A 12198-nucleotide genomic window follows, 5' to 3' on the forward strand; every position below is an offset into this window, starting at 1 on the left:
CCCTTACGCAAAAGGCCCCCGCAAGGGGGGCCTTACTGGCTACCCCACTTCCTCCAATACCCGCGCCCGCAGGAAGGGCATCATGGCCCTAAGCCTCGAGCCCACCTCCTCAATGGGGTGGGCCTTCCAGCGCTTGCGGTTGGCCTCCAACACGGGCTGGCCCACCTGGTTTTCCAGCATCCACTCCCGGGCGAACTCCCCGGTCTGGATCTGCCGCAGGATCTCCCGCATGCGGCGCTTGGTCTCCTCCACCGGCACCGCCACCTCGCCCCGGGTGTAGTCCCCGTACTCCGCGGTGTTGGAGATGGAGTAGCGCATCCCGGCGAAACCCGCCTCGTAGATGAGGTCCACGATGAGCTTCACCTCGTGTACCGTTTCAAAGTAGGCCATCTCCGGGGGATAGCCCGCCTCCACCAGGGTCTCAAACCCCGCCTGGATGAGCCGGGTGAGCCCCCCGCAGAGCACCGCCTGCTCCCCGAAGAGGTCGGTTTCCGTCTCGTCCTTGAAGGTGGTGGCGATTACCCCCGCCCGGGCCGCCCCGATGGCCTTAGCGTAGGCGAGGGCGGTGGGAAAGGCGCTCCCCGAGGCGTCCTGGTGCACCGCCACCAGGGCGGGCACCCCGCTACCCCTTTGGTACTCGCTCCGCACCAGGTGGCCGGGCCCCTTGGGGGCCACCATCCAGACGTCCAGGTCCCGCCGGGGCTTGATCTGGCCGAAGTGGATGTTGAACCCGTGGGCGAAGGCCACGGCCGCCCCTTCCCTCAGGTTTGGCTCCACCTCCTCCCGGTAGACCCGCCCCTGGGCCTCGTCGGGGAGGAGGACCATGACGATGTCCGCCTCCCGCACCGCCTCCGCCACGGGAAGCACCCGAAGCCCCGCCGCCTCCGCCTTGGCGAAGCTCTTGGAGCCGGGCCTCAGGCCCACCCGCACGTCCACCCCCGAGTCCTTCAGGTTCAGGGCGTGGGCGTGCCCCTGGGAGCCGAAGCCCAACACCGCCACCTTCTTGCTGAGGATGAAGCCTAGGTCCGCATCGTGCTCGTAGTAAATCTTCATACCGCCTCCCGTTTTTCCCTGACCTTAAGGGTCCTCTCGCCGCGGCTCATGGCCACGGCCCCGGTGCGCATGACCTCGAGGATCCCGTAAGGCCTCAGGGCCTCAATGAAGGAGTCCACCTTCTTGGAGTCGCCGGTGAGCTCCAGGATGAGGCTCTGCTGAGCCACGTCCACCACCCGGGCCCGGAAAGCCTCCTGGATGTCCTTCACCGCAAGCCGCTCCTCCACCCCGGCCACGTGGACCTTCACCAGGCAAAGCTCCCGCTCCACGTGGGGCTCGGAGTGGTCGGTCACCTTCAGCACCTCAATGAGCCGGTTGAGCTGCTTTTCCACCTGCTCCAGGGTGTGGTCGTCCCCGGAAACCACCAGGCTGATCCGGGAAAGCCCGGGAACGTGGGTGGTCCCCACCGCCAGGCTTTCCAGGTTGAAGCCCCGGCGGGCGAAAAGGCTCGTGATGCGGTTCAGAACCCGCGGGTGGTCCTGCACCAGGACCGAGATGACGTGCCTCACGCCTCCACCTCCTCCTTCTCCTCGGGGTGTTCAATGATCATGTCCTCCGCGGCGCCGCCTGCGGGGATCATGGGGAAGACGCCTTCCTCATGGTAGACCTTGAACTCGGCCACCACGGGGCCATCGGCGTTTAGCACCGCCTCCACGCCCTTCCTCAGGTCCTCCTTGCGCTCCACCCTAATGCCCCGGATGCCGTAGGCCTCCGCCAGCCGGGCGAAGTCGGGGTTGGAGTCCGCCAGGTAAACCTCGGAGTAGCGCTTGGCGTGGAAGAGATCCTGCCACTGCCGCACCATCCCCAGGTAGCCGTTATTCAGGATCACCACCTTCACGTCCAGGCCGTACTTGACCACGGTGGCCAGTTCCTGCAGGGTCATCTGGAAGGAGCCGTCCCCGTCAAAGTCAATCACCAGCTCCTCAGGGCGGGCGAGCTTGGCCCCGATGGCGAAGGGAAGCCCCACCCCCATGGTGCCCAAGCCCCCGGAGGTGATGAAGCTCCGGGGCCTGGTCACGGGGAAGAACTGGGCGGCGAACATCTGGTGCTGGCCCACCCCGGTGGTGACGATGGCGTTCCCCCCGGTGGCCTCAAAGAAGGCCCGGATCACCTCTTGGCTTTGCAGGTGGGGCTTGGGTTTCCAGCGCAAGGGGTAGCGGGTGCGCCACTCCTCCAGCTCCCGCCACCAACCGGCCAGCCTGAGAGGCTTGGCACCCTTGAGCATCTCCTTCAGCACAAGCCGGGCGTCCCCCACGATGGGGATGTGGGTGCGCACCACCTTGCCGATCTCCGCCGGGTCAATGTCCACGTGGATGATGGTGTGGGCGTGGGGGGCAAAGCGGGAGACCTTGCCCGTGACCCGGTCGTCAAAGCGCAGGCCGATGGCCAGGATCACGTCGGCGTGGTGGATGGCCCGGTTGGCTGCCACGGTGCCGTGCATCCCGGGCATGCCGAGCCACAGGGGGTGGTTGCCGGGAAAAGCCCCGAGGCCCATGAGGGTGGTTATGACGGGCAGGCCGGTCTTCTCGGCGAAGGTCAGGAGCTCGCCGTGGGCGTGCTGGGCCCCACCACCCACCATCAGGATGGGCCTTTCCGCCTTCTCCAGGGCATCCAGGGCCCGTTCAATCTGCTTGGGGTGGCCCTTGGTGGTGGGCTTGTAGCCGGGAAGGTCCAGCGCCACCTCAAAATCCCCCGTGAACTCGGCCAGCTGCACGTCCTTGGGGATATCAATGAGCACCGGCCCCGGGCGCCCCGTGGCGGCAATGTGGAAAGCCTCCTTGACCACCCGGGGGATCTCGTTCACGTCCTGGACCAGATAATTGTGCTTGGTGATGGGCATGGTGACCCCGGTGACGTCCGCCTCCTGGAAGGCGTCCGTGCCAATGAGGGCCCGGGGAACGTTGCCGGTGATGGCCACCACCGGGGTGGAGTCCATGTAGGCGTCCGCAAGCCCCGTGACCAGGTTGAGCGCCCCGGGGCCCGAGGTGGCCATCACCACCCCCACCCTGCCCGAAGCCCGGGCGTAAGCCGTGGCGGCGTGCACCCCTCCTTGCTCGTGCCGCACCAGGATGTGGCGGATGTTGCTGTCGTAGAGGGCGTCGTAGGTGGGCATGATGGCCCCGCCCGGATGGCCGAAAATCACCTCCACCCCTTCCCGTTCCAGCGCCTTTAAAAGTGCCTCCGCTCCCTTCATCGCCCCCTCCTAAACCAAAACCCCCCGGTTTCCCGGGGGGTTGGGATGCGCCTTAAAATCGCTACACCCTACCCCCCGCTGGCCCTACGATTAGGACCAGGGCTAGGGATAGGGCGAGAGCCAAGCGCATCTTGCCGCTAAGGATAGCCCGCACCCCAAGGGGGTGTCAAGGGGCAAGCCGCTTGGCGATGGCAGAAAGGGCCAGCCTGGCGTGCTCCCGGCCGTTTTCTATGAAAACCGAGCGGGTGTCGGGGCCGAAGGCGCAGGAGCCCACGGCAAAAAGGCCGGGGATGGAGGTTTCAAACTCCGGGGTCAGGCGGGGCTTTTCCCCTTCGTAGACCACCCCAGCCTCCCGAAGCAAGCGGTCCTCCGCCCGGTAGCCGATAAGGACGAGGACGAAGTCCGCCGGGAGGAACGCTCGGCCCCCGGGACGCCTAAGACAAAGCCCCTCCGGAGTGATGGCCTCCACCCAAGCCTCCATGAGGGCCTGGATGCTCCCCTCCTTCACCCGGTTTTCAAAATCGGGAAGGAGCCAGTACTTGACGCTGGGGCGCACCCACGTTCCCCGGTGAACCAGGGTTACCTGGGCCCCGGCCCGATAAAGCTCCAAGGCCGCCTCCACCGCGGAGTTGCTCCCCCCTATCACCGCCACCTTGCGGCCGAAGAAGGCCTCCCCTTCCTCGTAGCGGTGGAAGACATGGGGCAGGTCCTCCCCCGGCACCCCAAGGCGGTTGGGGTTGCCGTAGTAGCCCGTGGCCAGAACCACGTAGCGGGCGAGGAACGTCCTTTCCCTATACCGGTCTTTCGCTAAGACCTGGAAGCCCCCTTCCTGGCCTTCCAGTCGCAAAACCTCCGTGTGGGTGAGAACGTTTAGGGCCTCCCGTTCCGCCACGCGCTGGTAGTAGAGAAGTGCCTCCCTGCGGGTGGGCTTGGGGCCGTGGGCCACCAGGGGGTGGCCGCCGATCTCTAAGTTCTTGCCCTCGGAGAAAAAGACCATGTTCCGGGGAAAGCGGTAGATGGTCTCCGCCACCGTCCCCCGCTCCAGAACCAAATGGGAAAGGCCCAAGCGCTTGGCCTCCATCGCGCAGGCAAGCCCCACGGGGCCCGCCCCCACCACCAGCACGTCCACCATCCTCCCCAGTTTATGGGGTATAGTTCTTGCCCATGGAGTGGCTCGCCAACCCCGAGGTCTGGATCGCCCTCGTCACCCTCGCGGTGCTAGAGGTGGTCCTGGGCGTGGATAACGTGATCTTCATCAGCATTCTGGCCTCCAAGCTCCCCAAGGAGGAGCAGGACCGGGCCCGGGTCCTGGGCCTGAGCCTGGCCGCGGTGACCCGGATCCTCTTCCTCCTCTCCATCACCTGGATCATGGCCCTGAAGAAGCCCCTCTTCGCCCTTTTTGGCCACGAGGTCACGGGGAAGGACCTGGTCCTTATCACCGGGGGGCTTTTCCTCATCTACAAATCGGTTAAGGAAATCCACGAGAAGCTGGAGGGGGAACCGGGGCACGCCGTGAAGCGGGTGGCACCGAGCTTCGCCAGCGTCATCGCCCAGGTCCTCCTCCTGGACATCGTCTTCTCCATTGACTCCGTCATCACCGCCGTGGGCCTCACCCGCTACGTGCCCGTGATGGTGGCGGCCATCCTCATCTCGGTGGCCATCATGCTCCTGGCCTCCAAGGGGATCTACGGCTTCGTCAACCGCCACCCCACGGTGAAGATGCTGGCCCTAAGCTTCCTCCTCCTCATCGGCTTCACCCTGGTGGCGGAGGGCACTGGGGTCCATATCCCCAAGGGCTACGTCTACTTCGCCATGGGCTTCGCCGTCTTCGTGGAGTGGCTGAACCTCAGGGCGGGGCTAAGGGGCGAGCCCGTAAAGCTCCACCAGCCCTACGAGGAGGAAGGGTAAAATCGGTCCGGAGGTGGTCCTATGGAATACCGGATTGAGCGGGACACCATGGGCGAGGTGAAGGTGCCGGCGGACAAGTACTGGGGAGCCCAGACCCAGCGCTCCTTGGAACACTTCAAGATCGGGGCCTGGCGCTTCCGCATGCCCACGGAGGTCATAAGGGCCTACGGGATGTTAAAGAAGGCCGCCGCCAGAGCCAACCTAGAGCTGGGGGAGCTTCCCGAGGAGATCGCCAAAGCCATCATCCAGGCGGCGGAGGAAGTGGTCCAGGGCAAGCTGGACGAGCACTTCCCCCTAGTGGTCTTCCAGACGGGTTCGGGCACCCAGACCAACATGAACGTGAACGAGGTCATCGCCAACCGGGCCTCGGAAATTTTGGGCAAGCCCTTGGGGAGCAAGTACGTCCACCCCAACGACCACGTGAACCGGGGCCAGAGCTCCAACGACACCTTCCCCACCGCCATGTACGTGGCCACCGCCTTGGCGCTCCACCAAAGGCTTTACCCGGCGGCGGAAGCCCTCATCGCCACCTTTGAGGAAAAGGCCAAGGCTTTTGACCACGTCGTCAAAACCGGGCGCACCCACCTCATGGACGCCGTGCCCATCACCTTGGGGCAGGAGGTGGGAAGCTGGGCGGCGCAGCTTAAAAACACCCTCGCCATGGTGAAGGAGGCGGAAAAGGGCCTCCACAACCTCGCCATCGGCGGCACCGCCGTGGGCACGGGCCTCAACGCCCACCCCCGCTTTGGAGAACTGGTGGCCAAGTACCTGGCGGAGGAAACGGGCCTTCCCTTTAGGGTAGCGGAAAACCGCTTCGCCGCCTTGGCCGCCCACGACGAGCTGGTCCAGGTGATGGGGGCCTTGCGCACCCTGGCCGGGGCCCTGATGAAGGTCGGAAACGATATCCGCTGGCTGGCCTCGGGGCCATATGCGGGCATCGGGGAGATCTTCATCCCCGCCAACGAGCCCGGCTCCTCCATCATGCCCGGCAAGGTGAACCCCACCCAGGTGGAGGCCCTCACCATGGTGGTGGTGCGAATCTACGGTAACGACCTCACGGTGGCCTTCGCGGGAAGCCAGGGGAACTTCCAGCTCAACGTCTACAAGCCGGTCATGGTGGACGCCGCCCTCGAGTCCATCAAGCTCTTGGCAGACGCCATGGAATCCTTTGACGAGCACCTGGCCAAGGGGATTGAGCCCAACCTAGAGCGGATTGAGGAGCACCTCCAGAAAAACCCCATGCTGGCCACCGCCCTCAACAAGGCCATCGGCTACGATAAGGCGGCGGAGATCGTGAAGAAGGCTATCAAGGAGAAGAAGTCCCTGAAGCAGGCGGCCTTGGAGCTGGGCTACCTCACGGAAGAGGAGTTTGACCGCATCGTGGTGCCCTTGAAGCTGGCCAAGCCCCACGAGGGCTAAGGTGCTTTGTGAGAACGCCCACCCCCTTTAGGGGTGGGCGCTTTATAGTGGGGCTTGGGAGGTGAAGTATGCCGTACCCTTTTAAGCTTCCGGAACTCGGTTACCCCTACGAGGCCCTCGAGCCCCACATTGACGCAAAGACCATGGAGATCCACCACCAAAAGCACCACGGGGCCTACGTGAACAACCTCAACGCCGCCCTGGAGAAGTACCCCTACCTGCATGGGGTAGAGGTGGAGGTCCTCCTCCGCCACTTGGCCGCCCTCCCCCAGGACATCCAAACGGCGGTGCGGAACAACGGGGGTGGGCACCTAAACCACAGCCTCTTCTGGCAACTCCTCACCCCGGGCGGGGCCAAGGAGCCCGTGGGAGAGCTGAAGAAGGCCATTGACGAGCAGCTTGGGGGCTTCCAGGCTCTTAAGGAAAAGCTCACCCAGGCGGCCATGGGCCGCTTTGGCTCGGGCTGGGCCTGGCTCGTGAAGGATCCCTTCGGCAAGCTCCACGTCCTCTCCACCCCCAACCAGGACAACCCCGTGATGGAGGGCTTCACCCCCATCGTGGGCATTGACGTTTGGGAGCACGCCTACTACCTGAAGTACCAAAACCGCCGGGCGGACTACCTCCAGGCCATCTGGAACGTCCTCAACTGGGACAAGGCCGAGGAGATCTACAAGAGGAGCTGAGGCCTTGCGGATGGGCCCGGGGCCCTTGGCCCCGGGCCTAGCCCTTCTCCAGAAGGCGCCCCACCGCTTCCCCCAAGGCCGCCACCGCCTCCCGCACCCGCCAGGCCGCCTTGTCCCGCACCCCGGCGGGGTTGGAGATGGCCCTGAGCTCCACCCCCCGCACCCCCAAGAGCAAGCAGGCCCGGGCGAAGGCCGCCCCCTCCATGCTCTCCACCTGGGCGCCCCAGCGCCTCGCCAAGGCCTCCGCCTCCTCGGAGGTTTCGGAAACCAGGTCCCGGGTAAGGCCCACCGCCACCTTTAGGCCCAGGGCCTGGGCGAGGCGCTGGGTGAGGCCGGGGTCCAAGGGAAAGCGGTTGTAGTAGCGCTTCCCCCCCACCTCGAGGGCGGGAAAGCCCAGGGGCTCGAGGCCCTCCCGAAGGCCCAGGTCCGCCTCCACCTCCTCCCCCACCAGGACCGCCTCCCCCAGGGCCAGGCCCGCTTCCGGGTAGGCCCCCGCGATGCCCAAGAGGAGGGCCCTCTCCACCGGGTTCCGGCTGGCCCAGGTGGCCAGGGTGAGGGCGGCGTTCACCTTGCCGATCCCAGTTTCCAAGTAGACGAAGCCTTCCCCCCTCAAGCCTCTCCGCCCCAGAAAGGAAAAGGCCTCCCCCCGGAGGAAGGAGGCCTCCAAAGCCGTGGGGGAAAGGAGAAGCCAGCCCACAAAAGCCTACGCCGCCCGCGCCTGCCCCTCGCCCCGAAGAGCCTCGGCCACGAAGGCCGCCATAACCCCCAGCATGAGCCCCAGAGCCACCGCCAGGGCGAAGATGAGCCCCCGCTTGGGGGCCACCTTCTCGTAGATGGGGTAGGCGGGGGCGATGACCTGGGCCAAAGAGTTCTGGGAGCTGGCCAGCTCGATCTGCAGGTCGGTCTTCTTCTGGGAGAGGGCCAGGTAGGCGTTCTTGGCCAGCTCCAGGGCTTGGTTCAGCCGGTCCTGCTCCACCTGGGCCTTGGCCACCCGCTCCCTGAGGAGGGCGATGCGGGCCTCCACCTGGGCGATGCGGGCCTGCAGGGCCGCCTTTCGGGCCAAAAGTCTCGCCTCCTCCGCCTGGGCGTCGATGAGGGCCGAGCGCAGGCGCTGGTACTCGGGGTTGGGGTTGTCGAAGGCCAAGTCCTGGGCGGTGAGGTTGGCGATCTGGTCGTAACGGGCCCGGAAGGTCTCGTAGGCGGCCTTTTTGGTGTTGTACTCCAGGAGCACCGCCTCCTTCTCGCGCTCCTGGGCGGCCACCTGGCCGCGAAGCGCCTGAATGCGGCGATCGTACTCCTGCACGTTGCGCTCTAAGGCCTGGCGCTCCGCCTCCAGGGCCGCGCGCTCGGCCTCGAGGGCCACCACCTCGTCCCGGAACCGGAGCACGTCCGGGCTCACCTCCCGCAGCCTCGTGTCCGGCTTCGCCGCCAAACGCTTCAGGTTCTCCGCATACCGGTACACCGCATTGTAGATGTCCCGAGCCACCTCCAGCTCCGTGGAAAGCCGCGCCCGCTTCGCCTCCTCCTCCGCTATCCGCTCCTGCAACGACGCCACTTGCGGCTGAAGCCGCGCCTCCTCATCCCGCAAAGCCCGCTCCTCCCGGTCCAGGGCCGCCAAATCCGCCCGCAGGTCCAGCGCCGTGAAGAGGAGCTTCTGGTGGGCGGGGTTCAGTTCCTGGTTCTTGAGCTTCAGGCCCACCAAGGCCTGCAGGTCCCCTCCCCGGGCAATAGCGGCGGCCACCACGGGATCCGCCACCACTTCCCTTTCCAAGGCGAGCAGCTTGGGCTCCTTGGCTAGCTCCGCCTCGGCCTCCGCAAGGCGCCTTTGCAGTACCGTCCGCTCCGTGGGGATCTTCTCCAGGCGCTGCCGGATGCTCGCCACCCGGTCGGCAAAACCCCCAAGCTGTTGCTTCAACACGTTGAGCTGGCTCTCTCGCTGGTACGCCTGCCACGCGGCCTCCGCCGCCTTCACCCGGGCGTCCGCCTCCTTTAAACGCTCCGCCACCAGGGCCTCCGCCTCCCTCACCGTAAGCCCCGCCACCAGGTTCTCTATGGAAAGGCTGGGAAGCTCACCCTTGAACTCCTCAAAGCGTTGCCGGGCTACACCCAAGGCCTCCTGAACCCGGGCCCGCTCCGTGATAATCCCGTTTAAACGCTGCCGGATGCTCGCCACACGGTCGGCAAAGCCCCCAAGCTGCTGCTTCAGCACGGATAGCTGGTTCTCCCTCTGGTAGGCCTGCCACGCCGCCTCCGCCGCCTTAAGCCGCGTGTCCGCCTCCCTCAGGCGCTCCGCCACCAAAGCCTCCGCCTCCCTCACCGTCAAACCCGCCACCAGGTTCTCTAAGGACAAGCCCGGCAACTGGGCCTTGTACTCCTCCAAGCGGGTCTGGGCTTCCCGTAGCTGGGTTTCCTTAACCGCCAAGTCCTTGCGAATGCCAAGAAGCCGCGCCTGCGCGGAAGCCAAGCCCTCCGTATAGGCAGAGATCTCCGCCTGCCAAACGGGGATGCGCTCTTTCCCCTTGAAGCGCTCCAATGCCTGGGCCGCTTGAACGTAGCTCTGCCGAGCCTTCTCCGTTTCCCGCCGCAGGTTCTCTTGGGCTTCCCGAAGACGCTTGCCAATGATGGCCAGCTGCTCGGGACTCGTGCCAATGGGCACCAAGGCAACCTGACGCTGGACTTCGGCCATCAAGGCCTCCATGCGCCCGCGAACCGCCGCCAGGTCCCGCTCCAGGGCGAAAAGCTCCTGGTCCAGGCTTACCCTTTCCCCCGTTTTGGCGTCTAGCTCCGCCTTGTCCTGAGCCAAAGTAGAGGCTCTTTGGAAGGCCTCCCAGCGCGCTTGGGCTTCTTGGTAAGTCCTTTCAGCTGGTGCGATCTGCTCTTCCAGGGCTTGTAGGTTGGCCTCGAGGCGCGCCAAGGGAATCCGGTTCACCCGCCTGGTCACCGCCTCTGCCCAAAGGTTTGCCGCCTTGGCCGCCACCTCGGGGGTAGGCGCCTCCACGCTCAGGGAAGCCACCACCGGGGGCACCTGCCCCTGGGGCACTACCTGCTCCTGCTGCCGGGAGGTTTCGTTTTTGATCTTGAAGTCCTTCACCATCCGCTCCAGGCCTGGGGTGCCCCCCTGGTCCTGCCAGGCGGTAGGTAGCTTCCCCTCTTGTTTCAAAGTTTCCCAGACCTCTTTGGTCACCTCTTCGGAAAAGGCCAGGGCCTTAAGGCCCTCAAAGGTGAGGAGGTTCTGTCCCTGCACCTGGATGCGCTGCTCCAGCTGGGCCTGCACCTGCACCGGGGAAACGTTCACCGTGGCGGTGGAGGCGTAGCGGGGCTCGGCGATGAAAAAGCCGTAGATGAGGGCTAGGACGCCGAAGGCTAGAGGTGGGCTTAGAATCCAAAGCTTTTGCCGCTTGAGGACCTCAACGATATCCCGCAAGGAAAGCTCTTCGCTGGGGGTTCCCACCATCACGGGGTCCACTATACCCTATCCAGATCCTTCCCCAGCCGGCACACCCTCAGGCCGGTAGCTGGGGATAAGGCGCTTCAGCATCTTGCGCACCTCTAAACCATCGCCTTGGCGCGCTATCCGATAGAGCTCTTCCAGAAGATGGGGGAAATCCGAGGGGAGTTGGGCGTTCCTGGCCACCCAGATTTTCTCATGCCGGCTGGCCTCCGTTCCCTCCTCGGCGGTGAGAAGTTCCTCAAAGAGCTTCTCCCCAGGCCGTATGCCTGTAAAGACAATATCTATGTCCCGGTAAGGCTCCAGGCCCGCCAAGCGTATCAGGTCCTTGGCTAAGTCCAGGATCTTCACCGACTCCCCCATGTCCAGAATGTAGACCCGTCCATTCTCCCCTATACCCCCAGCCTGCAACACCAACTGCGCAGCCTCAGGGATGGTCATGAAGTAGCGGCGCATCTCGGGATAGGTCACGGTCACCGGACCGCCCCTCTTGATCTGCTCCATGAAAAGGGGTACCACGCTCCCCCGGCTTCCCAGGACATTGCCAAAGCGCACGGAAACAAACACCTGATCGGGCCCTGCCCGCAAAGCTCCCCAGGCCACCACCTGCTCCGCCACCCGCTTGCTGGCCCCCATCACCGAAGTGGGGTTGACCGCCTTGTCGGTGGAGATGTTTACCAAGCGCTCCACCCCGAACTCAAGGCAAAGCTCCACCACGTTCTGGGTCCCCCATACGTTGTTGAGAATGGCCTCACCGGGATTGGCCTCCATCAAGGGCACGTGCTTGTGGGCGGCTGCATGGAACACCACCTGGGGCCTATGGAGCTGAAAAATGTAGCGAAGTCGGTCCCGGTCCTGTACATTGGCTACCACCACCCTGTACTTAAGCTCAGGCCAGTTCGCCTCCAACTCTTTTTCCAAAAGAAAGAGGCTATTCTCACCGCGTCCTAAAAGCACCACCCGCTCCGGATGGAAGCGGGCCACCTGCCGCACCAGCTCGCTCCCAATGGACCCCCCCGCTCCCGTGACCAACACCACCCGCCCCTCCAAGTAACCTGCGATCTCTTCCAAGTTAAGGCGCACAGGCTCGCGGCGAAGGAGGTCCTCCAGCCGCACCTCCCGTATTTGGGAAATCTCCACCCGGCCAGAGAGGATCTCGTAAATCCCTGGCAGGATACGGTACCGAACCCCCACGGCCCGGGCCAGGTTCACCACCTTGCGCACCACAGCCCCAGGAGCCGAAGGCATGGCCACCAAAACCTCTTCCACCTCCAAAGCCCTGGCCACCTTGGGAAGCTCATCCAAAGTGCCCATCACCCGGATACCGGCGATGGTCTGCCCCCTCTTGTTGGGGTCATCGTCCAGGAAGCCCACAGGGTAAAGGCCAGCCTCCGGGTGGCGGAGCATCTCCCTAGCCAACATGCTCCCCGCCTCCCCAGCCCCCACCACCAGGACCCGGCGCCCCCTAATCCCTCGCCCCCTTTTGCTCTCCC

The 12198-nt window shown here is 65.0% G+C and carries 10 protein-coding genes; 3 read left to right on the forward strand and 7 right to left on the reverse strand.

Annotated features, from left to right (window positions below; genetic code table 11):
* Window positions 1-39: 39 nt before the first annotated feature.
* The 4 genes from ilvC to QT17_RS05805 all read right to left on the reverse strand — a co-directional run bounded on the left by ilvC (window position 40) and on the right by QT17_RS05805 (window position 4379).
* The gene (ilvC, locus tag QT17_RS05790; protein WP_039457655.1) at window positions 40-1053 is read right to left on the reverse strand and encodes a ketol-acid reductoisomerase; all 1014 of its coding nucleotides are present in this window, start codon (window positions 1051-1053) and stop codon (window positions 40-42) included.
* Window positions 1050-1562: an acetolactate synthase small subunit gene (gene ilvN, locus QT17_RS05795; RefSeq protein ID WP_039457658.1), complete on the reverse strand. Its 513-nt coding sequence runs from the start codon at window positions 1560-1562 to the stop codon at window positions 1050-1052. Before ilvN ends, ilvC begins: the two co-directional genes overlap by 4 nt.
* Complete coding sequence (gene ilvB / locus QT17_RS05800) at window positions 1559-3247, reverse strand: biosynthetic-type acetolactate synthase large subunit (RefSeq protein WP_039457661.1); 1689 nt, start codon at window positions 3245-3247, stop codon at window positions 1559-1561. The genes ilvN and ilvB overlap by 4 nt, the downstream gene beginning before the upstream one ends.
* A 166-nt stretch (window positions 3248-3413) precedes the next feature.
* Complete coding sequence (locus tag QT17_RS05805; protein WP_039457664.1) at window positions 3414-4379, reverse strand: YpdA family putative bacillithiol disulfide reductase; 966 nt, start codon at window positions 4377-4379, stop codon at window positions 3414-3416.
* 32 nt (window positions 4380-4411) lie between these two features.
* Here QT17_RS05805 and QT17_RS05810 point away from each other — a divergent pair, with 32 nt between their 5' ends.
* From QT17_RS05810 to QT17_RS05820, 3 genes are all read left to right on the forward strand, one after another.
* Window positions 4412-5155 (forward strand): TerC family protein, encoded by a 744-nt coding sequence (locus QT17_RS05810; protein WP_039457666.1) that lies wholly within the window; start codon window positions 4412-4414, stop codon window positions 5153-5155.
* A 21-nt stretch (window positions 5156-5176) separates the two neighbouring features.
* Window positions 5177-6574 carry a class II fumarate hydratase gene (gene fumC, locus QT17_RS05815; protein ID WP_039457667.1) on the forward strand — a complete coding sequence of 466 codons (1398 nt, stop codon included), beginning with the start codon at window positions 5177-5179 and terminating at the stop codon, window positions 6572-6574.
* A gap of 68 nt (window positions 6575-6642) precedes the next feature.
* The gene (locus QT17_RS05820; RefSeq protein WP_039457669.1) at window positions 6643-7257 is read left to right on the forward strand and encodes a superoxide dismutase; all 615 of its coding nucleotides are present in this window, start codon (window positions 6643-6645) and stop codon (window positions 7255-7257) included.
* 37 nt (window positions 7258-7294) lie between these two features.
* On the opposite strand, the gene mqnB is transcribed toward QT17_RS05820, so the two are convergent.
* The 3 genes from mqnB to QT17_RS05835 all read right to left on the reverse strand — a co-directional run.
* Window positions 7295-7954, reverse strand: a complete 660-nt coding sequence (gene mqnB / locus QT17_RS05825) for a futalosine hydrolase (RefSeq protein ID WP_039457672.1) — start codon at window positions 7952-7954, stop codon at window positions 7295-7297.
* A gap of 6 nt (window positions 7955-7960) precedes the next feature.
* Entirely contained in the window at window positions 7961-10711 is a 2751-nt protein-coding gene (locus QT17_RS14880; protein WP_039457681.1) for a Wzz/FepE/Etk N-terminal domain-containing protein, read from the reverse strand.
* Between the two features lie 18 nt (window positions 10712-10729).
* The coding region (locus tag QT17_RS05835) for a nucleoside-diphosphate sugar epimerase/dehydratase (RefSeq protein WP_039457684.1) at window positions 10730-12198 on the reverse strand (1469 nt) is incomplete at its 5' end.

It is taken from the genome of Thermus sp. 2.9 (assembly GCF_000794385.1).
GTDB classification, from domain to species: domain Bacteria; phylum Deinococcota; class Deinococci; order Deinococcales; family Thermaceae; genus Thermus; species Thermus thalpophilus.

Excerpts from the sequence above, each read along its gene's own strand:
- fumC (WP_039457667.1), top strand. The coding sequence starts at position 5,177 with ATGGAATACCGGATTGAGCGGGACACCATGGGCGAGGTGAAGGTGCCG.
- QT17_RS14880 (WP_039457681.1), bottom strand. The coding sequence starts at position 10,711 with ATGGTGGGAACCCCCAGCGAAGAGCTTTCCTTGCGGGATATCGTTGAG.
- QT17_RS05810 (WP_039457666.1), top strand. The coding sequence starts at position 4,412 with ATGGAGTGGCTCGCCAACCCCGAGGTCTGGATCGCCCTCGTCACCCTC.
- QT17_RS05805 (WP_039457664.1), bottom strand. The coding sequence starts at position 4,379 with ATGGTGGACGTGCTGGTGGTGGGGGCGGGCCCCGTGGGGCTTGCCTGC.
- ilvC (WP_039457655.1), bottom strand. The coding sequence starts at position 1,053 with ATGAAGATTTACTACGAGCACGATGCGGACCTAGGCTTCATCCTCAGC.
- QT17_RS05820 (WP_039457669.1), top strand. The coding sequence starts at position 6,643 with ATGCCGTACCCTTTTAAGCTTCCGGAACTCGGTTACCCCTACGAGGCC.
- ilvB (WP_039457661.1), bottom strand. The coding sequence starts at position 3,247 with ATGAAGGGAGCGGAGGCACTTTTAAAGGCGCTGGAACGGGAAGGGGTG.